The organism is Pseudomonas corrugata, assembly GCF_050920615.1.
In the GTDB taxonomy this organism is placed as follows: Bacteria; Pseudomonadota; Gammaproteobacteria; order Pseudomonadales; family Pseudomonadaceae; genus Aquipseudomonas; species Aquipseudomonas corrugata.
Window position 1 is genome coordinate 2634020 of sequence record NZ_CP130434.1, and the last position, 21760, is coordinate 2655779.

Consider the following 21760-nt stretch of genomic DNA (forward strand, 5'->3'; position numbering starts at 1 on the left):
CTGGTGGTGCTTGTCAGAAAAAACCGACAGGAGTACAAATGTACTCCATGACGACTCTCACTCCCCGCCGCACCGCCATCCTGACCTTCATCCGCGAACGTATCGCCGAACAGGGCCAGCCTCCCAGCCTCGCTGAAATCAGCGAGGCGTTCGGTTTCGCCTCCCGCAGCGTGGCCCGCAAGCATGTGCTGGCGTTGACCGAAGCCGGTTTTATCGAAGTCAATCCGCACCAGGCCCGAGGCATCCGCTTGCTGAACCAGCCGCGGCGGCCCGAGCTGCTGGACGTGCCGGTGCTGGGGCGCGTGGCCGCCGGCCGGCCGATCGGCGCCGATGCCGAGGTTCACGACCGCCTGATGCTGGACCCGGCGATTTTCACCCGGGCACCGGATTACCTGCTGCGGGTCCAGGGCGACTCGATGATCGGCGACGGCATCCTCGACGGCGACCTGGTGGGTGTCCAGCGCACGCCCCAGGCCGCGAACGGACAGATCGTGGTGGCGCGGCTCGACGGTGAAGTCACCATCAAGCGCTTTGAGCGAGTCGGCGAGCGGGTGCGCTTGCTGCCGCGCAATCCGGCCTATCAGCCGATCATCGTCGAGGCCGACCAGGACCTGGCGATAGAAGGGGTGTTCTGTGGCCTGTTGAGGCAAGGCTGATGGGCGCGGTCGTTGCGCTGGACACGCTGTTCAATGGCGGCCAGGTCTGGAAAGGCCGGCCTGCGCCTCCGGCCGCCAGTCCGCAACCCACCGGCCATGCCGCACTGGACGCGGCATTGCCCAGTGGTGGCTGGCCGGAAGCAGCGTTGACGGAAATCCTTCTCGCCGCGCCGGGCCTGGGCGAGTTGCAACTGGTGTGGCCGACCCTGGCGCGACTGTCTGCGCAGGGGGAGCGGATCGTGCTGGTGGCACCGCCGTTCGTGCCCTATCCCCAGGCCTGGCAGAGCGCCGGGGTGGACCTGAGCCAACTGTCGGTGATCCGGGCCGATGAGCGCGATGCCCTGTGGGCCGCTGAACAATGCCTGCGTTCGGGCAGTTGCGGGGCGGTGCTGTGCTGGCCACGCCAGGCGAACGATCGTGCCTTGCGTCGCCTGCAAGTGGCCGCGGAAACCGGCCAGACCCTGGCGTTCGCCTGGCGTCCTGTCCAGGAAGCCATCAATCCGTCGCCGGCCGCCCTGCGCATTGTCATCGATGCCGGGCCCGGACAACTGCGCGTGCTTAAATGCCGCGGTGGTTTGGTCCGTTCGGCACCGATTGCCTTTGCCCACACCACGCCAACAGAGCATTGAGGTTGCGATGCGCTGGGTCTGTATCCTCTTTCCGCAATTGGCGTTGGACGCTGCGCTGCGTCAGCGCCCCGATCCCGAGGAGCCCCTGGCGCTGTTGACCGGCCCGGCCCAGCGTCGGGTGCTGCAAGCGGTCAACGAGCCCGCACGGGCCCTGGGCCTGCGTCCCGGTCAGACCATGGCCGCCGCCCAGGCCCTGAGCAAAGGCTTTGCCACCGCTGAGTACGACGCGGCGCAGATCGAGCACTGGCAACAGTTCCTGGCGGCCTGGGCCTACCGGTTCAGCTCCCAGGTCAGCGTGCATTACCCGCGCACGGTGCTGTTCGAGATCGAGTCGAGCCTGGGCCTGTTCGGGCCCTGGCCGGTCTTCGAGGCACGGCTGCGGGCCGAACTGACAGAGTTGGGGTTTCGTCATCGCATCGTCGCGGCCCCGAACCCGGTGGCGGCGCGGGTGCTCGCCAATGCCCATGATGCCCTGGTGGTACCGGATGTCGAGGGCCTGCAACAGCGCCTGGGACAGATGCCGGTGGATCGGATCGGCCTGCCCCCCGACGTCGCCACGGCGTTGTCGCGCATGGGGCTGCGCTGCCTGGAACAGGTCCAGGCCTTGCCCCGGCACACGCTGGCACGGCGCTTCGAAGCCCAGGTTCTCAAACACCTCGACGCATTGATCGGCAGTCGCACCCTGGCGCTGTCGTTCTACCTGCCGCCGGACCGTTTCGATGTGCGCATCGAACTCAACTACGACGTCCAGTCCCATCAGGCGCTGCTGTTCCCGTTACGCCGGCTGACCGGTGACCTGTCGGCCTTCCTGTGTGGCCGGGACAGTGGCGTGCAGCGTTTTGACCTGCACCTGGAACACGCCGGGTTGCCGGACACGATCATCAAGGTCGGCCTGCTCAGTGCCGAGCGGGACCCCTCGATGCTTTTCGAACTGGCCCGTGGCCGTCTGGAACAGGTGCAGGTCGAGGCGCCAGTGCGTGGCTTTCGCTTGTGCGCCGAGGACCTGCCGAGCTTCGTGCCCCAGCGCCTGGAGCTGTTCGATGAGCGTCCCCAGCAGTCCTTGCCTTGGGAGCAACTGCGGGAGCGGTTGCGCGCACGGTTGGGGGACGAGGCGGTTCAGGGCCTGGGGTTTCGCGACGACCATCGACCGGAGTGTGCCTGGCAGATGACACCTCAGCCCCGGCCCCAGGCCAGCGTGGTGCGCAGCGGTGTGCAGCGTCCCGGCTGGCTGCTGGACGAACCCCAGGCGTTGCCGGAAGGTCAGGTGCGCGTCCTCATGGGCCCGGAGCGCCTCGAGACCGGCTGGTGGGACGGTGCCGACGTGCGCCGCGATTACTACCTGGTCGAAACCCGTGCGGGGCAACGGGGCTGGGCTTATCGACCGGTGGGCGAGGGTGGTCCGTTGTGGTTGCAGGGCTGGTTCGCATGAACGTCGACTACGCCGAGCTGCATTGCCTGTCGAATTTCAGTTTCCAGCGTGGCGCTTCCAGTGCATTGGAACTGTGTCGCCGGGCCAGCCAACAAGGCTATCGGGCACTGGCGATCACCGACGAGTGCACGTTGGCCGGCATCGTTCGCGCCTGGCAAGCGGCCAAGGAACTGAACCTGCAATTGATCGTCGGCAGCGAGATCCGGATCGAACACGGTCCGAAGCTGGTGCTGCTGGTGGAAAATCTCGAAGGCTATCAAGCTCTGTGCCGTTTGATCACCCGCGCCCGCCGACGCAGCGAGAAGGGCCGTTATCGCATCGTGCGGGAAGACTTCGACGATCCCTGGCCGGGGTTGTTGGCACTGTGGGTACCCGATGGCAACGACGTCGAGGAGCAAGGCCGCTGGCTTCAGTCGGTCTTCGCCGGGCGCCTGTGGCTGTCGGTGCAGTTGCACTGCGGACAGGACGACCGGCGTCGCCTGGCCGACTTGCTGGCGCTGGCGGACCGCCTGACACTGCCTGCTGTCGCCACGGGCGATGTGCACATGCACGTGCGCGGTCGTCGCGCCTTGCAGGACACCATGACCGCCATCCGGCATCACGTCACGGTGGCCGAGGCCGGCCAACGCCTGCACCCCAACGGCGAGCGCCATCTGCGTAGTCTCCAGGCCCTGGCTGATCTCTATCCCCGCAGATTGCTCGATGAAACCCTGGTGATCGCCCGGCGTTGTACCTTCGACCTGGGTCAGTTGCGCTATGAATACCCTCGGGAGTTGGTGCCCGAGGGGCATGATCCGGCGTCGTGGTTGCGGGAACTGACCGAGCGGGGCCTGCGCGAGCGCTGGAAGAAAGGTGTGGAGGAGCGGATTCGGCGACAGATCGACACCGAGCTGGAACTGATCGCCGAGTTGGGCTACGACAGCTACTTCCTCACCGTGCAGGACATCGTCAGCTTTGCCCGCCAGCGCAACATTCTCTGCCAGGGGCGCGGGTCGGCGGCCAACTCGGCGGTGTGTTATGCCCTGGGCATCACCGAAATCGACCCGAGCCGAACCAACCTGTTGTTCGAGCGGTTCCTGTCCCGAGAGCGCAACGAGCCGCCGGACATTGACGTGGATTTTGAACATGAGCGCCGCGAAGAGGTGTTGCAATACGTCTTCCAGCGCTACGGTCGCCATCGCGCAGCACTGACGGCAGTGGTCAGCAGTTACCATGGCGCCGGGGCGGTGCGGGACGTCGCCAAGGCCCTGGGCCTGCCACCGGATCAGGTCAACGCATTGGCCGACTGTTGCGGTCGCTGGAGCGATGAGGCGCCTCCCGTGGAGCGTCTGCGCGAGGGTGGTTTCGACCCGGACACTCCGATCTTGCGCCGGGTGCTGGGCCTGACCCAGCAACTGATCGGCTTTCCCCGGCACCTGTCCCAGCATCCCGGCGGCTTCGTGATTTCCCAGCAACCCCTGGATACCCTGGTGCCGGTGGAAAACGCCGCCATGGCCGAGCGCACCATCATCCAGTGGGACAAGGACGACCTGGATGCGGTCGGGCTGTTGAAAGTGGATATCCTGGCCCTGGGCATGCTCAGCGCAATCCGTCGGTGTTTCGATTTGATCGAGCACTATCGGGGGCAGCGATACACCTTGGCGGGTTTACCCCGTGAAGATACCGCCACCTTCGAGATGATCAGCCGTGCGGACACCATCGGTGTGTTCCAGATTGAATCACGGGCGCAGATGGCGATGTTGCCCAGGCTCAGGCCCAAGAGTTTCTACGACCTGGTGATCGAAGTGGCGATCGTGCGGCCGGGGCCGATCCAGGGCGGCATGGTGCACCCGTACCTGAAGCGGCGAAATGGAGAGGAAGCCGTCACCTACCCGTCGCAAAAACTGGAGGTAGTGCTCGGGCGTACCCTGGGCATTCCGTTATTCCAGGAGCAGGTCATGCAGATCGCCATCGTGGCGGCCGACTATACCCCCGGCGAAGCGGACCAGTTGCGCCGTTCCATGGCCGCCTGGAAACGTCACGGCGGGCTTGAGCCGCACCGCGAGCGCCTGGCAGAGGGGATGGAGCGCAACGGCTACACCGCCGAATTCGCCGCGCAGATCTTCGAACAGATCAAGGGCTTCGGCAACTACGGTTTCCCGGAGTCCCACGCCGCCAGTTTCGCCTTGCTGACCTATGCCAGCAGCTGGCTCAAATGCCACGAGCCGGCAGCGTTCGCCTGCGCCCTGATCAACAGTTGGCCCATGGGGTTCTACAGTCCGGACCAGATCCTGCAGGATGCCCGCCGGCATCAATTGCAGATCCGTCCGGTGGACGTGCGCGCCAGCGATTGGGATTGCAGTCTCGAGCCTCTGGAGGGGCGGCAACCGGCGATCCGCATGGGCTTGCGTCTGATCAAAGGCTTTCGTGAAGACGATGCCCGGCGTATCGAGGCGGCCCGTCTGCAGCGGGCGTTCAGTGACGTGGCCGACCTGGGCGAGCGCGCGCAACTCGATGCCCGTGCCCAGGCGCAATTGGCTGACGCCGGGGCCTTGCGTGGTTTGGCCGGTGATCGCCATCGTGCGCGTTGGGAAGTGGCCGGTGTGGAAAAGCAATTGGGTCTGTTTGCCGGGCTGCCCCGCCAGGAAGAACCGTCGGTGAATCTGCCCAAGCCCTCGCTGGGGGAGGACCTGTTCGCCGACTACGCCACCCTTGGCACAACACTGGGTCCTCATCCTCTGGCCTTGTTGCGGCCTGAACTGCGTGCCCGACGCTGTCGCAGCTCGCGGGAGTTGCAGGGGGTGGAACATGGCCGCAATGTCAGCGTCGCCGGGCTGGTCACTGGTCGCCAGCGCCCCGGCACGGCCAGTGGCGTGACCTTCGTTACCCTGGAAGATGAATTCGGCAACCTCAACGTGGTGGTCTGGCGCGACCTGGCGGAGCGTCAGCGCAAGGTCCTGGTGGGCTCGCAGTTGCTTCGGGTCGATGGGCGCTGGGAAAGCGTCGGCGAAGTCCGTCACCTGATTGCCGGGCGCTTGAGCGACCTGACCGGGTTGCTGGCGGGCATCAACGTGCGCAGCCGCGATTTTCGCTGAGCCCGTTGTCATCTGGCCACGGGTGCTTTTGGCTCGGCCGGCATGAAACCAAATGCCAACCTTGCGCTCGAAGGTCTGAGCACAAGGGGCTCGCGACTTGCCGATTCCCAGCAGCCATTCGAGGTTCAGAGTCGCCCATGCAGTTCTTATCCCAGCCTCACGGATGTCCCGGGTGGGACGGTGAAATGGCCCGGCGCATCCGGGCGTACGATTGGCGCCAGACCGAACTGGGCCCTATCGAACATTGGTCCGCCAGCTTGCGCAGTGCTGTCCAGGTATTGCTGGCTTCACCCTTGCCGATGGTCATGTTGTGGGGTCGCCAGGGCTTCATGATCTACAACGACGCCTACGCCGAGTTCGCTGGCGGGCGTCACCCCTATCTGTTGGGCTGCGCGGTGGAACTGGGCTGGCCGGAAGTGGCCGAGTTCAATCGTCACGTGCTGGACGTATGCCTGGCCGGAGGCACGTTGTCCTATCGCAGCAAGGAACTGGTCCTGTTGCGTGATGGCAAGCCCGAAGATGTGTGGATGGACCTTTTCTACAGCCCGGTGCCTGGCGATGATCAGGCTCCCGCCGGCGTGCTGGCAATTGTTGTGGAAACCACCGAGCTGGTCTTGTCAGAGCGGGCTCGCCAGGCAGCGGAACGCAGTTATCGCGCCGTCAATGAACGCATCCAGCTGGCCCTTTCGGCCGGGCCGCTGCTGGGCTCGTTTGTCTGGGATGTCCAAGCCGATACGCTGTCCGGCGACGAGCGTTTCGCCCGCACTTTCGACTATCCGCCAGACACGCCGCTGGAGGCATTGCCCATCGAGATTGCCCGCCAACGTATCCACCCCGATGACCTTGATGAGGTCAATCAGCGCATTGAACTGACCTTGCGCACGGGGTCGCCCTTGAATGTCGAATACCGGGTGCGTCGTCCCGAAGGCGATGACCTGTGGGTGCAGGCCAGCGGTCGATGCGAGTTCGATGCGTTGGGCGAGCCACTGCGTTTCCCCGGTGTGCTGATTGACATCAACGAACGCAAGACCGCCGAGGCGTCGCTGCTCAGATTTACCCGTGACCTGGAGCAGCGGGTCGCCAATGAGGTCCAGGCGCGGCTGGCGGCCGAAGAGCAGTTGCGCCAGTCGCAAAAACTCGAGGCTATTGGCGGCCTCACCGGCGGCGTCGCCCATGACTTCAACAACCTGCTGCAAGTGATCGCTGGCAACCTGCACTTGCTGGCACGTCACGAGCCGGACAATGCCAATGTGCAGCGCAGGATCAGTGCCTCCATCGAGGCGGTGGAGCGGGGCGCCAAGCTGTCATCGCAACTGCTGGCCTTTGCCCGCCGCCAGCCGCTGTCGCCGGCGGTCTACAACCCACGTCGCATCTATGACGACCTGGAGGAGTTGCTGCAACGGGCCTTGGGCGAGACCATCCGGATCGAAGTGACCCTGCCCGACGAGCCCTGGTGCATCCATGTGGATCGCAACCAGCTGGAAAATGCCCTGCTGAACCTGGCGATCAATGCCCGCGATGCCATGGGTGGCGAAGGCACCATCCAGATACGGGGCGAGAACATCGTGCTCGACGAAGTCTCCTGTGCCGGCAAAGGCATCCCGGCGGGTGACTATGTGCGGTTGTCGGTGATCGACAGTGGCACAGGCATGCCGCCGGATATTCTCAGCCAGGTATTCGAGCCGTTTTTCACCACCAAGAGCGATGGCCAGGGCACCGGGTTAGGCCTGAGCATGGTGTTCGGGTTCGTCAAGCAGAGCGGCGGGCATATCGAGATAACCAGCGACCTGGGCCAGGGCACGCGGGCGCAGATGTACTTTCCTCGCAGCTTGCAGCCTGAAGCCAGAGAGCAGCCCCACGACTACACGCCTCAGCCCGGCAGACATGAGACGATCATGGTGGTGGAGGACAACGATGCGGTGCGCAGTGCATCGGTGGAGTTGCTTGAGCAGTCCGGCTATAGAACCCTCACTGCTGTCAACGCCGATGCGGCCATGAAGCTGTTGCTCGAAGGCGCCAAGGTAGACCTGATTTTCACCGATGTGGTCATGCCCGGCCTGATCAAGAGTTCCGACCTGGCGGCCTGGGCCAAGGTGCAGATGCCACCAGTGCCGGTACTGTTCACGTCAGGTCACACACGGGACATCATTTCCCGCAACCATCAACTGAGCCCCGACACCCATCTGCTGGGTAAACCCTATGGGCCGGAAGCGTTGACCCGTATGGTCCGGTCGGTGCTTGGCGGTTGATCGCGCTGCCGCAAACAAATGGAACCGAAGCCGTCGCGTTCCCTTCGAATGATCAAGGCCGGTCATCAACCCGGTCTCAGTCACGAAGAGGTGCCCATGAACGATGATCGTGCAAACACTGCGCAACAAGGTCAGACACAGAACCCGTCACCACGCAACGACCCGGCTATCGATCCCCAACTGCCTGGTGCCAGGCCGATCAGCCCGGCTGGAGCGGACCAGGCCCAGAGCGCTGCAGAGGAGGTCGATCAGAAGAAACACCACCAGGAAAATGACAACACCTTCAGTCCTGGCTTCAAGCCCGATCCTGACCGGCCGAAGTCCGGCGATGACACTGACGCCGATATCGACACCGACGGCGGCTGATCGACCTGCGCAAGAAAGGCTCGTCCTCCTGGAGGGCGAGCCTTTTTACGTTCACTGCCAGGAAAAACTACTTGCTGGGGTGTGCGGCCTGGAGTTTCTTGGCCAGTTCCAGATGGTGCTGCAGATCCGGCAGCATCTTCTGGGCGAACGCCTTGAGCTCGGTATTGCCGGGCTTCTTGTCGTCCGTCACGGTCTCGGCTTCTTTCTTGAACAGGGTGATGGTTTCTTCGTGGGCCTTGACCTGATTGTTGGCATAGGCGGCATCGAAGGATTCATCGCGCATATCGAGAATCTTGGCCTTTGCCTTTTTCACCAGTGTGGTTTCGTCCGGCACTTCGATGTCGTGCTTTTTCGCCAGGGTCATCAACTCCTGGTTGGCTTTGGTGTGGTCGGAAATCATCTTGTTGGCGAACTCCTTGACGTCCGCCGATGCGCTTTTTTCCAGCGCCAGTTTGCTGGTTTCGATTTCCGCAATGCCACCGGCTGCCGCGTTGTCGACAAAGTCGTTGGAGCTCGCGGCCCATGCCATGCCCATGCTGGTACTCAGGGCAACTGCCAGGCCGAGTTGACGCAGGGTAAATCCGTCCATAGGTATTCTCCGAACAGGTTGTACAAGTGATCTTGATGTCACTGTTCAATGGAGGGCGACGTGAGGGCAAAGGTTTGATCGCAAAGCGACACGGTACGACGAACGGTCGCCGCTGGTCGGATTGGCGGTCGACAGAACCCTGTCGGCAAGGCCATCCTGATGGTTGAGGCGCCCCTCGAAGGCGCCTGTCATTGACCGTCAGAAGGAGGTGTTCCATGCCGGTGTCCCATGATCTGTGCCAGGATCTCAAGTGCGAAAAAGACCACATCCAGCAAAAGCGCAGCGAGAATCCAAGACTCGACTCGCTGCTTCAAAAATACTCCCAGCTTGATGCCGAGGTGGTAGACGCCGAGAAACCGACGTCCGCCGCACTGTCCGACGTTGCCCTGGAGACGCTCAAGAAGAAACGATTGCAGGTCAAGGACGAGATCATGGAGCACTTGCGCAAGTAACCTGATGGTGCGGGGGCTGTTTCCGTGGCGGGATTCAGCGAAACGTCGCACCGCTCCGCGGACTGCGAAGCGGCCCCCGCTCTTTAACCCAATGCATCAACTCAGCGGATCCCAGCGCTGAGACCAATCGCTGCCGCTCTTGACGATTGTACGCAGCACTTCGAACGCCTGTTGCAACGCCGCCGAATCCCGGTCCCGGGAATAGACCAGGTAAGTCGGATAGTTGAATTCCGGTGCCTTGGGCACTCGTTCCAGGATGCCGCTGTCCAGGTAGCTCTGCACCACCCGTGTGCGGAAGTAGCCGCTGCCGCCGTTTTCCAGGATGTATTGCAAGGCCAGGGGACCGAGGTTGAAGGTGACTGCAGCCTTGGCCTTGTCTGGCAGGGCGGTATCGTGCTGGCGACGGAAATCGATGCCCCAGTCGATGTACACGTAGGGCTCCGGGTGGCTGGCCAGGCGCACCAGGATCAGTTTCTCTTCCAGGAGCTGTTCAACCTGCAGTCTCGGCCAGTATTCGGGCTGATACACCACCGCAGCATCCAACAGGCCCAGCTCCAGCTGTTGCAGCAGTTTCTCGCCGTCGCGGATGTCCATGCGCAAGGCATGGCCGGGAATCGCCCGACGCAGTTCACGGGCCCAACTGAGCATCAAGGGATTGCACAGGCTGACCTCGCCACCGATGTGCAGGACATTGCGATAGCCCTCGGGCAACGGCAGGTCCCGGCGGGCCGCTTCCCAGGTCTGCACGAGCTGGTTGGCGTAGACGACGAAGGCCTCGCCGTCGGTGGTCAGTCGCGCGCCGGCTCGGTTGCGCACGAACAGCGCGCAGCCAAGCTGGCTTTCGAGTTTCTGTACCCGAGCGGTAATCGCCGTCTGGGTGACATGCAGCCTGTCGGCCGCTGCGGCGAGACTGCCGTGGCGGACAATTTCCAGGAAGGTGCGGGCGAGGTCGATGTCCATGGTCAGGCCGATGCGGGGGATGCGGCATTGTAAGAGCTGGCACGCCTCCCCGATACCGACAATCACTGGACGGCTTCGGCCTCCGTCATCCGCGCCCATGGCGCAACCAGGCGTTCCGGCGTGCGACAGGCCTTGCGTTTGAACACGAAGTTGCGGCACTTTTCGGCAAAACCGTGGCGATTTTCTACCATGTCGCGCTGCATGTACTGGAGCTCGCCATCACGACATGCCTGGATCGCCGGCAGGCTTCGTTCGGTCTTGCGGGCCCGGATGGTTTCATAGGCTGGATCGTGCCATGCACCGTTGGCCCGTTGCAGCAACCACAGGCCGAACTCGTCGGGGCAGCGTGGACCGATTTCCTGGACCATGCCATAGCGCAACGCCTGGCGGGCGCTGATGGGCAGGCAGTCCTGGGTCAGTGTCCAGGCCAGGTCCGGCCCAACGGCGCGAGGCAGGCTGTAGGTCCAGTATTCGGAGCCGTACAGGCCCATGGTTGCATAATGGGGATTGAGCACGATGTCGCTGCGTGCCAGCACGACATCGGCGGCCAGGGCCAGCATCACACCGCCCGCGCCGGCATTGCCCGTGAGACCACTGACGACCATCTGCCGGGCGCTCAACAGCTCCAGACAGACATCGTCGATGGCTTGGATGTTGGCCCAGGCCTCCAGGCCCGGTTGAGCGGCGGCCTGAATCACGTTCAGGTGCACACCGTTGGAAAAACTGCCACGCCCGCCGCGGATCAACAGCACTCGGGTAGGCCTGGACTTGGCCCAGCGTAGCGCGTCCACCAGGCGCCGGCATTGCTCGGTGCTCATCGCACCGTTATAGAACTCGAAGGTCAGTTCACCCACATGGCCGCATTCCCGGTAGCGAATGGGTTGATAAGCCTCGTTACTGAACGGCTGTCGGGCCAATGAGCTGTCGAGTACCGGCACGCCGTCGAGTCGCCCCGACAGTACATGTCGCGCCGGCCGCTTGAAGGTCTGTTCACCGGGGCGCGGTTTTTGGCGCAGGGCGCCGATCCAGAGGCTCGCATCACCGGTTGCCACCAGCACCGCATCGTCACGCACGGCCAGCAGCGCACCAGGCAGGCCACGACGGCTATCCAGATGGGCGTCATACAGATAGAACTGGTTTCCAAGCAGGCTCGCCAGCACGCCTGGCTGACCATCGGCGGCGTCGATGCTGCGCTTGATGAACACCGCGCTGTCGTGCCAGCTGAACGTGCGATCATCCTGAGTCATATTCGGCCGCAGACGCCCGACCACGTCATGACGGCTGTAGTCCAGCGGTACCGGGACGAAACCGCTGGCAAATTTTTCCACGACTTCGCGGATGCAGCGGATGGCCGCATCGCTGACCGGACCGTTATACAACTCTGATTTGCGCAGACCTTCGGGCAGGATGAATTCGCAGGTGGCCCAGATCGGCCCGGCATCCATTTCCTCCACCGCTTGTAACGCCGTGACGCCCCAGCGTTCGGGTTGCCGCATGATGGCCCAGTCCAGCGCGCTGGCACCACGATCACCGACGATGCCCGGATGGATGATGACCACCGGTCGTCGGAGATTACGCCACAGTTGCTCGGGTACCCGGTCCTTGAGAAAGGGACAGATCACCAGGTCGGCCCCGCTTTGTTCGATCTGCCGACACACCGAATCCGGATCGGTGAACAACACCACGCTGGGACGATGCCCAGCCTCGCGCAGGTCCAGCCAGGCGCGTTGGGTCAGGCCGTTGAACGCGGTCGACAGCAGGATGATTTTCAATGTGGACATGAAATTCTCTTCCTTGAGATGAGCAAGTACCGGCTCCCGATGAGCCGTCCCTGGCTTCTGATGGAGGCGCTAAATTAGCGCTTGGAAGGCGAGCGGCCACTGACCGGGATCAAGGTTGCGTACGCAAGGCGAAATCGGGGAGGGGGCAGAAATGCGAATCCCGCCACGGGGGCGGGATTCGTTACAACCGGGGGCGCCCAGCGCGGGCGTGCAGTCTCAGGCCGGGAACAGCTCGGAGAGCTTCATCGACAGCATCATGTCGCCTTCGACACGCAGTTTGCCGCCCATGAACGCTTGCATGCCGTCGGTTTCACCGCTGACGATGCCCTTGAGGGTTTCGCTGTCCATCACCAGTGTGCAGTTGGCATCGGCATTTTCGCCTTCCTGCAATTCACAGGTACCGTCCTTGACGATCAGGGCGTACTGTTTGTCTTCGTCGGTGATATTGAAACCGAATACCAGGTCCAGGCCGGCAGCGGCGGCTGGGTTGAATTTTTCTTTCATCTTTTGTACGGCGTCGATTACGGAGGTCATGGTTTCGATCCTTATCGGGTTGATACAGCAAGGGTCTACGATTAATTCGGCCTCAGCGAAAGGTGATGAGGTCCGGGGTCTTCAGCAGTTGCAGGTGAGCATGACTGTTGAAAGAAGCCAGGGCCACGTCGCGCCCCCTGAATTTCAGGTGGTTGAGCGAGGTGTTGACAATTTGCCAGTTCAGTTCGAACGCCTGTTGGGCCGGTATCCGGGTGATCAGGTGGAGCAGGGCGGTAATCGTGCCGCCGGATGTGAACACGGCGATCTTGTGGCTGCTGTCGGCCTGTTCCAGGATGCGCTGCAGGCCGGCCTGGACCCGCTCGACGAAACCCTGCCAGCTCTCCAGCCCGGGCGGGTCATATTGGCCGCTGAGCCAGCGCTCGATCACGAGGGCGAAAATGCGTTGGAATTCTGCACGGTTCTGCGCGGCATTTCGCAGGATGTACAGGGCCTCGGGTTCCTGGGGCAGCATGTCCGGCAGCAGGGCGCGGATCACTGCGTCGGCATCGAACTCGTTGAACGCAGCATCGGTTTCCACTTCGGGAACCGGAATTCCGGCTGCGGACATCTGGCCCAAGGCGCCGCTGGCGGTATCCTGCTGACGACGCAGGTCACCCGAGAGGCAACGATCGAACACCACACCGAGCTCCGCCAGGTGGTTGCCCAGCACCTCTGCCTGGCGTATGCCATTGGGTGAAAGGACATCGTAGTTGTCCGCACCAAAGGAGGCCTGGCCATGTCGAATCAGATAGATACTGCCCACGTCCGCGTCATCCCGGTACGTTGAAGGTTTGGCGAGGTTATGAGGATGACAGTGTGCTGTCAATGAAAAAACATACGCTTGTTTGAAATGTCTGTTACAGCCTTGTCCAGCCGGGGCCGGGCTTAAGGTAACCACAGGTTTCCCGGCTGGTAGCGACGCAGGCGCATGGGTATGCTGGGAACGTTTAGAGTCCGCCGTCGAGCGGCGAGTCGAGAATCAATTAGGAGTGATCGTGGAGTTCTTTATCGAATACGCCGGGTTTCTGGCCAAGACCGTGACGCTGGTCATCGCCATTCTGGTGGTGCTGGCCAGTTTTGCTGCCTTGCGCAGCAAGGGACGACGCAAGGCGGCCGGCCAGTTGCAGGTGAGCAAACTCAACGACTTCTACAAGGGCCTGCGCGAGCGCCTGGAACAGACGCTGCTGGACAAGGATCAGCTCAAGGCCCTGCGCAAGAGCGAAGGCAAGGCTGAAAAGGCGCAGAAGAAACAGAAGGAAAAGCCGGCGGCCAAGACCCGTGTGTTCGTGCTGGATTTCGACGGCGATATCAAGGCATCGGCCACCGAGAGTCTGCGCCATGAGATCACCGCGCTGCTGACCCTGGCGACGCCGAAGGATGAAGTGGTACTGCGCCTGGAAAGCGGTGGCGGCATGGTCCACAGCTATGGACTGGCTTCGTCGCAACTGGCGCGGATCCGTCAGGCCGGCATACCGCTGACCGTGTGCATCGACAAAGTCGCGGCCAGCGGCGGGTACATGATGGCCTGCATTGGCGAGAAGATCATCAGTGCGCCTTTCGCCATCCTTGGCTCCATCGGCGTCGTGGCCCAGCTACCGAACGTCAACCGCCTGCTGAAGAAACATGATATCGACTTCGAAGTCCTGACCGCCGGCGAGTACAAGCGCACGCTGACGGTGTTTGGCGAAAACACCGAGAAAGGCCGGGAGAAATTCCAGCAGGACCTGGACATCACTCATGACTTGTTCAAGAACTTCGTGTCCAACTACCGTCCGCAACTGGCCATTGACGAAGTGGCGACCGGCGAGGTCTGGCTGGGTGTCGCCGCGCTTGGCAAGCATCTGGTGGACGAGTTGAAGACCAGCGACGAATACCTGGCCGACCGGGCCAAGAGCGCCGAGCTTTACCACCTGCACTATGCCGAACGCAAAAGCCTGCAGGAGCGCGTCGGCATGGCGGCCAGCGGCTCGGTGGATCGTGTGCTGTTGAGCTGGTGGAGCCGATTGACCCAGCAGCGGTTCTGGTAACTCTGCTACCTCAATCCTGTGGGAGCGAGCCTGCTCGTGATAGCGGTCTGTCAGTCACTGCAGCATCGACTGGATCACCGCCATCGCGAGCAGGCTCGCTCCCACACTGATCTTCGGTGATTGCTGGAAATAAAAAAGCCCTGAGCCGGAATGTCCGGTCCAGGGCTTTTTCATTGCAGCGGGCTCAGCGGCGACGAAACAGCGGCAGCGGTTCGTCAGTGGCAGCCTGGTAGGTCACCGAGAAGTCCTTGAGGCTTTCGAGAGCTTCGTAGGGGTCCTTGTCGGCACGCAGGGCGAACGCGTCGAAACCGCAGCGGCGCATATAGAACAGCTGGTCGCGCAGCACATCGCCAATGGCCCGCAGTTCGCCCTTGAAGCCGTAGCGATCACGCAGCAGGCGAGCGTTGGAGTAGCTGCGGCCGTCGGTGAAGGCTGGGAAGTTCAGCGCGATGACCTGGAGCTGATTGGCGTCGTCGCCAATCTCTTCCGCTTCCTCGTCGGCGTCCAGCCACACACCCAGGCCGCCGTCGCGGGCCTTGAGGTAGTGCGAATGGTCACGCCACAGGGCCAGGGGCACGATCAGGTCGTCGCAGTTGGAAATACCATCGAGGGTCGCGTCCTTGGGCAGCAGGTGCCAGGTTTCGTCGATGACCTCGTTGTTCTTAATGATTCGCTGCATAGACGCGTTCCTTGAAGAGGTCGATGCCGATACGTTGGTAAGTGTCGATGAAACGCTCGTCTTCGGTACGTTGTTCGATGTACACGTCGATCAGCTTCTCGATCACGTCGGGCATGTCGTCCTGGGCAAACGAAGGACCGAGGATCTTGCCCAGGCTGGCGTCGCGGGTGCCGCTGCCACCCAGGGAAACCTGGTAGAACTCTTCGCCTTTCTTGTCCACGCCGAGGATGCCGATGTGGCCGACATGGTGGTGACCACAGGCGTTCATGCAACCGGAAATATTCAGGTCCAGTTCGCCGATATCGAACAGGTAGTCCAGGTCGTCGAAACGACGCTGGATCGATTCGGCGATCGGGATCGACTTGGCGTTGGCCAGGGAGCAGAAGTCGCCGCCCGGGCAGCAGATCATGTCGGTCAGCAGGCCGATGTTCGGCGTGGCGAAGCCTTGCTCGCGCAGCTCGCCCCACAGGGTGAACAACTGGCTCTGTTCGACGTCTGCCAGGATGATGTTCTGCTCGTGGGACGTGCGCAGCTGACCGAAGCTGTAGCGTTCGGCCAGGTCGGCGACGGCGTCCAGCTGTTTGTCGGTAATGTCGCCTGGCGCAACACCGGTCGGCTTCAGGGACAAGGTGACCGCGATGTAGCCAGGCTTCTTGTGGGCCAGGGTGTTGCGGCTGCGCCAGCGGGCGAAGCCCGGATGTTCCTTGTCGAGTGCGGCGAAGTCCTGGTTGTCCAGGGCCTTGTATTGCGGGTCGACGAAGTGCCTGGCAACGCGGTGGACTTCGGCCTCGGTCAGGGTTGTCTGGCCGCCACGCAGGTGAACCATTTCGGCTTCGACCTTCTCGGCGAACACTTCTGGTGTCAGCGCCTTGACCAGGATCTTGATCCGCGCCTTGTACTTGTTGTCGCGACGGCCATAGCGGTTGTACACCCGCAGGATGGCGTCGAGGTAGCTCAGCAGGTCCTGCCAGGGCAGGAACTCATTGATGAATGCACCCACCACCGGCGTGCGACCGAGGCCACCGCCCACCAGCACGCGGAAGCCCAGTTCGCCTGCAGCGTTGTAGACCGCCTCCAGGCCGATGTCGTGGACTTCGATGGCGGCGCGGTCCGAGGTCGAGCCGTTGATGGCGATCTTGAACTTGCGCGGCAGGTAAGCGAATTCCGGGTGGAAAGTGGTCCACTGACGGACGATCTCGCACCACGGACGCGGGTCGATCAATTCATCGGCGGCGACACCGGCGAACTGGTCGGTGGTGACGTTGCGCAGGCAGTTGCCGCTGGTCTGGATCGCGTGCATCTGCACGGTGGCCAGCTCAGCCAGGATCTCCGGCACATCTTCCAGGGCCGGCCAGTTGTACTGGACGTTCTGCCGCGTACTGATGTGGGCGTAGCCCTTGTCGTAGTCACGGGCAATCTGGGCCAGCTTGCGCACCTGGCGCGAGGTCAGTTGGCCGTAAGGCACCGCCACTCGCAGCATGGGGGCGAAACGCTGGATGTACAGGCCGTTCTGCAGGCGCAGAGGGCGGAATTCTTCTTCGCTCAGCTCGCCTGCCAGATAGCGTCGGGTTTGATCACGGAACTGCTTGACGCGGTCCTCGATGATCCGCTGATCGTACTCGTCATATACGTACATATAAGTCTCGGTCTCAGGCTTGGGCCGATCAGAAACAGCTGCGTATTGGCTCGCTGGAATCGGGTTCTGCCTCGGCAATTCTGCGCGCACGGCCGCGCACTCCTATAGGAGCCGGTGCAAGATACCTGTTTTGAGTTATGCGCAAAAGTGATGTTTGAGTATATGTAAAGAACCAAATGACCTAATGGGATCTATCGGCTCGGAACCCACATTTGTCGTATGGGCAATCATCGTCTTAACTGTGGTCGAGTCCCTATGCAATCACCTAAAAAACCGACAAGAGGCGATGCAATGAGCAATCCGACCAAAGCAAGGAAAAGCGACAGCACTGTTGATGCTTGGGCCATTCTGTTCCTGATTATCCTGGTGGTAGGCACGGCGGTGTTCTGGGTCAGTCATCAGTAATCGGTCGTACAACGCAATAAAAACCTGTGGGAGCAAAGCCTGTGGGAGCAAAGCTTGCTCGCGATGAACGATGACGCGGTCTCGACCGTGTCGTTTGCGTCGCGAGCAAGCTTTGCTCCCACAGGTTCGCTCCCACAGGGATTGATGTGCAGGAAGATCGTTCTATATCCCCGCCAGATGCACCACCAGCTTGACGATGCCAAACAGCGTCAGGGCGAAGATCACCGTGAACGCGATCCCCAATATCACGAAGTGACTGGGTTTGCCGTGGGTGAAGTCACGGGCGCGGTTCTTGCCGCTCTGCACGCCGAAAGCGGCGGCCAGTACGCTGTGCATCATCTGCAGCAGGGTCGGCGGCTTGTTGTCGACTGGATCGTCCATAAATCCCTCGTCTGCCATGGGTATGGGACAAGCATAGACAACCCCTGCAAAAAGATCGCGGCCGCTGCCGGCCGCGATCTTCCGGATCAGCTGTCGTAACCCAGGTTCGGCGCCAGCCAGCGCTCGGTCACGCTCAGGTCCTGACCCTTGCGGCCGGTGTAGCTCTGCACCTGGTCCTTGTCGATCTTGCCTACGGCGAAGTATTGCGCCTGTGGATGGGCGAAGTACCAGCCACTGACCGCCGCCGCCGGGAACATGGCGTAGTGCTCGGTGAGGAACACGCCGCTGCGGCCGGCCTTCAGTTCGCTGGCCTCGGGATCAAGCAGGCGGAACAGCGTGGCTTTCTCAGTGTGATCCGGGCACGCCGGGTAACCAGGGGCAGGGCGGATGCCGGTGTACTGCTCCTTGATCAGCGCCTCGTTGTCCAGGCTTTCGTCTTTGGCATAACCCCAATGTTCCTTGCGCACCTGCTGATGCAGCCACTCGGCGCAGGCTTCGGCCAGGCGGTCGGCCAGGGCCTTGACCATGATCGAGTTGTAGTCGTCGCCGGCTTCCTGATAGGCCTTCGCCACTTCTTCGGCACCGATGCCTGCGGTGGTGATGAACCCGCCGACGTAGTCGGTCACGCCGCTGTCCTTCGGCGCAACGAAGTCGGCCAGGGAGAAGTTCGGCTTGCCGTCGGTCTTGATGATCTGCTGGCGCAGGTGATGCAGGCGTGCCAGCGGCTTGCCGTCGTCGCCGTAGACTTCCAGGTCGTCGTCATGCACCTGGTTGGCCGGCCAGAAGCCGAACACCGCGCGAGCGCTGATGAGTTTCTCATCGATCAGCTTGCGCAACATCGCCTGGGCATCGGCGTACAGCGCGGTGGCGGCTTCGCCCACCACTTCATCGGTGAGGATGCGCGGGAACTTGCCGGCCAGGTCCCAGGAAATGAAGAACGGCGTCCAGTCGATGTATTCGGCCAGGACGTTCAGGTCGATGTCGTCCAGCACCCGGGCACCGGTGAACGTCGGCTTGACCGGCTGGTAGCTGCTCCAGTCGAACTGCGGTTTCTTGGCGACAGCGGCGGGGTAGCTCAGGCGTTCGGTACGGGCGCTGCGGTTGGCGGTGCGCTCGCGAACCTCGATGTAGTCCTGACGGGTTTTCTCGACGAACGCCGGTTTCAGTTCCTTGGACAGCAATTGGGTTGCCACCCCGACGGCGCGGGAGGCGTCGGTGACATAGATCACCGCGTCATTGCTGTACTTGGGCTCGATCTTCACCGCCGTGTGGGCCTTGGACGTCGTCGCGCCACCGATCATCAGCGGCAGATGGAAATCCTGGCGCTGCATCTCACGAGCCACGTGCACCATCTCATCCAGGGACGGCGTGATCAGGCCAGACAAGCCGATGATGTCGCATTTCTCGTCCTTGGCCACCTGCAGGATTTTTTCCGCTGGCACCATCACGCCCAGGTCGACGATGTCATAACCGTTGCAACCGAGCACCACGCCGACGATGTTCTTGCCGATGTCATGGACGTCGCCCTTGACCGTCGCCATCAGGATCTTGCCCTTGGCCTCCGGCTTGTCGCCTTTTTCCGCCTCGATGAACGGAATCAGGTGGGCCACGGCCTGCTTCATCACGCGAGCGGACTTGACCACCTGGGGCAGGAACATCTTGCCGGCACCGAACAGGTCGCCGACGATGTTCATGCCGGCCATCAACGGACCTTCGATGACTTCGATAGGGCGAGCGAACGACAGGCGCGACTCCTCGGTGTCTTCGACGATGTGGGTGGTGATGCCCTTGACCAGTGCATGCTCCAGGCGCTTGTTGACTTCCCAGTTGCGCCATTCCTCGGTTTCCGCTTCCTTGGTGCTGCCGTCGCCCTTGTACTTGTCGGCGATGGCGAGCAGGGCGTCGGTGCCTTCCGGGGTGCGGTTGAGGATCACGTCTTCCACGGCGTCGCGCAGTTCCACCGGGATCTGGTCGTAGATCTCCAACTGGCCGGCGTTGACGATCCCCATGGTCAGGCCTGCACGGATCGCATACAGCAGGAATACCGAGTGGATCGCTTCGCGCACCGGGTTGTTGCCGCGGAACGAGAACGACACGTTGGACACTCCGCCGGAGGTCAGCGCGTAGGGCAGCTCGTCGCGGACATAGGCGCAAGCGTTGATGAAGTCCACGGCATAGTTGTTGTGTTCTTCGATACCGGTGGCAACGGCGAAGATGTTCGGGTCGAAGATGATGTCTTCCGGCGGGAAGCCCACTTCATTGACCAGGATGTCGTAGGAACGCTTGCAGATTTCTTTCTTGCGCGCCTCGGTGTCGGCCTGGCCGGCTTCGTCGAACGCCATCACCACCACGGCGGCACCATAGCGCTTGCACAATCTGGCGTGATGGATGAATTGCTCGACGCCTTCTTTCATGCTGATGGAGTTGACGATGCCCTTGCCCTGGATGCACTTGAGGCCGGCTTCGATCACTTCCCATTTCGACGAATCGATCATGATCGGCACGCGGGAGATGTCCGGCTCACCGGCAATCAGATTGAGGAAGGTCACCATGGCCTTCTTCGAATCGAGCATGCCCTCGTCCATGTTGATGTCGATCACCTGGGCGCCGGCCTCGACCTGCTGCAGGGCCACCTCCAGGGCTTCGGTGTAGTTGTCTTCGCGGATCAGCCGGGCGAACTTGGCGGAACCGGTGATGTTGGTCCGCTCGCCGACGTTGACGAACAGCGAGCTGCGATCGATGGTGAACGGTTCCAGGCCCGACAGGCGGCACGCCCGGGGAATGTCCGGAATCGGTCGTGGCGCATAACCGGCCACTGCCTTGGCGATGGCTTCGATGTGCGCCGGGGTGGTGCCGCAGCAGCCGCCGACGATGTTCAGGAAGCCGCTCTGGGCAAACTCTTCGATGACTTTGGCGGTTTGCGCCGGCAGTTCGTCGTATTCACCGAATTCGTTGGGCAGGCCGGCGTTCGGGTGCGCCGAGACGTGGGTGCTGGCCTTGTTCGACAGCTCTTCCAGGTACGGGCGCAGTTCGCTGGCGCCCAGGGCGCAGTTCAGGCCGACGGAGATCGGCTTGGCGTGGGCCACGGAGTTCCAGAAGGCTTCGGTGGTCTGGCCGGAGAGGGTGCGGCCGGAGGCGTCGGTGATGGTGCCGGAAATCATGATCGGCAGCTCGACGCCCAGTTCTTCGTAAACCCCTTGCACGGCGAAGATCGCCGCCTTGGCGTTCAGGGTGTCGAAGATGGTTTCGATCAGGATCAGGTCGGCGCCGCCCTCGATCAGGCCCTTGGTGGCCTCGGTGTAGTTCTCCACCAGTTCGTCGAAGGTCACGTTGCGGTAGCCGGGGTTGTTTACGTCTGGCGACAGCGAGCAGGTGCGGCTGGTCGGGCCGAGCACGCCGGCGACGAAGCGCGGCTTGTCCGGGGTCTCGAGGGTCTTGGCGTCGGCCACCTTGCGGGCCAGACGCGCACCTTCCAGGTTCAGCTCATAGGCCAGCCCCTGCATGCCGTAGTCGGCCTGGGATACCTGAGTTGCGTTGAAGGTGTTGGTTTCGAGAATGTCGGCGCCGGCATCCAGGTAGGCTTTCTCGATGGAGCCGATGACGTCGGGACGGGTCAGCACCAGCAAATCGTTGTTGCCCTTGACGTCGCTCGGCCAGTCGGCGAAACGCTTGCCGCGGTAGTCCTGCTCCTCCAGCTTGTAGCTCTGGATCATCGTGCCCATGCCGCCGTCGAGGATCAGGATGCGTTCCTTGAGGGCTTGCTGGAGAAGATAAAGGCGAGCGCTGCGATCGGACATAGGACTACCTGGAAAAAAAGACCATTACGGAGCCGGGAATCATAGCAAACCTGTGCCGGATTTGATCATGGGTGGCTTTTGCATGAATGTTGCTCATGTTTGCAACCGGTTGCTGG

17 protein-coding genes are annotated in these 21760 nt (G+C 62.3%); 8 read left to right on the forward strand and 9 right to left on the reverse strand.

From position 1 onward, the window contains the following. Positions 1-38: 38 nt before the first annotated feature. The 6 genes from lexA (at position 39) to QZH45_RS12180 (ending at position 8403) form a co-directional block, all read left to right on the forward strand. A complete protein-coding gene (gene lexA / locus QZH45_RS12155) occupies positions 39-656 on the forward strand; it encodes a transcriptional repressor LexA (RefSeq protein ID WP_024781376.1) in 618 nt (205 codons plus the stop codon). Continuing rightward, entirely contained in the window at positions 656-1285 is a 630-nt protein-coding gene (gene imuA / locus QZH45_RS12160) for a translesion DNA synthesis-associated protein ImuA (protein ID WP_055134872.1), read from the forward strand. Before lexA ends, imuA begins: the two co-directional genes overlap by 1 nt. A 7-nt stretch (positions 1286-1292) precedes the next feature. Beyond that, positions 1293-2714 carry a Y-family DNA polymerase gene (locus tag QZH45_RS12165; protein WP_055134871.1) on the forward strand — a complete coding sequence of 474 codons (1422 nt, stop codon included), beginning with the start codon at positions 1293-1295 and terminating at the stop codon, positions 2712-2714. After that, positions 2690-5788 carry an error-prone DNA polymerase gene (locus QZH45_RS12170; RefSeq protein ID WP_167355734.1) on the forward strand — a complete coding sequence of 1033 codons (3099 nt, stop codon included), beginning with the start codon at positions 2690-2692 and terminating at the stop codon, positions 5786-5788. Before QZH45_RS12165 ends, QZH45_RS12170 begins: the two co-directional genes overlap by 25 nt. Positions 5789-5925: 137 nt before the next feature. Next, the gene (locus QZH45_RS12175) at positions 5926-8037 is read left to right on the forward strand and encodes a hybrid sensor histidine kinase/response regulator (RefSeq protein ID WP_055134869.1); all 2112 of its coding nucleotides are present in this window, start codon (positions 5926-5928) and stop codon (positions 8035-8037) included. 96 nt (positions 8038-8133) lie between these two features. After that, complete coding sequence (locus QZH45_RS12180; RefSeq protein ID WP_024781381.1) at positions 8134-8403, forward strand: hypothetical protein; 270 nt, start codon at positions 8134-8136, stop codon at positions 8401-8403. Between the two features lie 67 nt (positions 8404-8470). Here the strand turns inward: QZH45_RS12180 and QZH45_RS12185 are convergent, their stop codons facing one another. After that, complete coding sequence (locus tag QZH45_RS12185) at positions 8471-8992, reverse strand: DUF4142 domain-containing protein (RefSeq protein ID WP_024781382.1); 522 nt, start codon at positions 8990-8992, stop codon at positions 8471-8473. 215 nt (positions 8993-9207) lie between these two features. Between QZH45_RS12185 and QZH45_RS12190 the strand changes: the two genes are divergently transcribed. Continuing rightward, positions 9208-9444, forward strand: a complete 237-nt coding sequence (locus QZH45_RS12190; RefSeq protein ID WP_024781383.1) for a YdcH family protein — start codon at positions 9208-9210, stop codon at positions 9442-9444. Between the two features lie 96 nt (positions 9445-9540). On the opposite strand, the gene QZH45_RS12195 is transcribed toward QZH45_RS12190, so the two are convergent. From QZH45_RS12195 to QZH45_RS12210, 4 genes are all read right to left on the reverse strand, one after another. Beyond that, on the reverse strand, positions 9541-10404 hold the full coding sequence (locus QZH45_RS12195) for a LysR family transcriptional regulator (RefSeq protein WP_024781384.1): 864 nt from the start codon (positions 10402-10404) through the stop codon (positions 9541-9543). Between the two features lie 62 nt (positions 10405-10466). Beyond that, positions 10467-12185 (reverse strand): hydrogenase maturation protein, encoded by a 1719-nt coding sequence (locus QZH45_RS12200; RefSeq protein WP_024781385.1) that lies wholly within the window; start codon positions 12183-12185, stop codon positions 10467-10469. A gap of 216 nt (positions 12186-12401) precedes the next feature. Beyond that, positions 12402-12719: an SCP2 sterol-binding domain-containing protein gene (locus tag QZH45_RS12205; RefSeq protein WP_024781386.1), complete on the reverse strand. Its 318-nt coding sequence runs from the start codon at positions 12717-12719 to the stop codon at positions 12402-12404. A gap of 52 nt (positions 12720-12771) precedes the next feature. After that, a complete protein-coding gene (locus QZH45_RS12210) occupies positions 12772-13482 on the reverse strand; it encodes a histidine phosphatase family protein (RefSeq protein WP_053191573.1) in 711 nt (236 codons plus the stop codon). Between the two features lie 232 nt (positions 13483-13714). Between QZH45_RS12210 and sohB the strand changes: the two genes are divergently transcribed. After that, positions 13715-14746: a protease SohB gene (gene sohB, locus QZH45_RS12215; protein ID WP_024781388.1), complete on the forward strand. Its 1032-nt coding sequence runs from the start codon at positions 13715-13717 to the stop codon at positions 14744-14746. Positions 14747-14930: 184 nt separating this feature from the next. Here the strand turns inward: sohB and QZH45_RS12220 are convergent, their stop codons facing one another. From QZH45_RS12220 to metH, 4 genes are all read right to left on the reverse strand, one after another. Then, positions 14931-15425 carry a DUF934 domain-containing protein gene (locus QZH45_RS12220; protein WP_024781389.1) on the reverse strand — a complete coding sequence of 165 codons (495 nt, stop codon included), beginning with the start codon at positions 15423-15425 and terminating at the stop codon, positions 14931-14933. Further along, complete coding sequence (locus tag QZH45_RS12225) at positions 15409-17061, reverse strand: nitrite/sulfite reductase (RefSeq protein WP_053191575.1); 1653 nt, start codon at positions 17059-17061, stop codon at positions 15409-15411. Before QZH45_RS12225 ends, QZH45_RS12220 begins: the two co-directional genes overlap by 17 nt. Before the next feature lie 567 nt (positions 17062-17628). After that, a complete protein-coding gene (locus tag QZH45_RS12230) occupies positions 17629-17847 on the reverse strand; it encodes a DUF2970 domain-containing protein (protein WP_041021302.1) in 219 nt (72 codons plus the stop codon). Positions 17848-17933: 86 nt separating this feature from the next. Continuing rightward, a complete protein-coding gene (gene metH / locus QZH45_RS12235) occupies positions 17934-21644 on the reverse strand; it encodes a methionine synthase (protein ID WP_055135713.1) in 3711 nt (1236 codons plus the stop codon). Between the last annotated feature and the right edge of the window lie 116 nt (positions 21645-21760).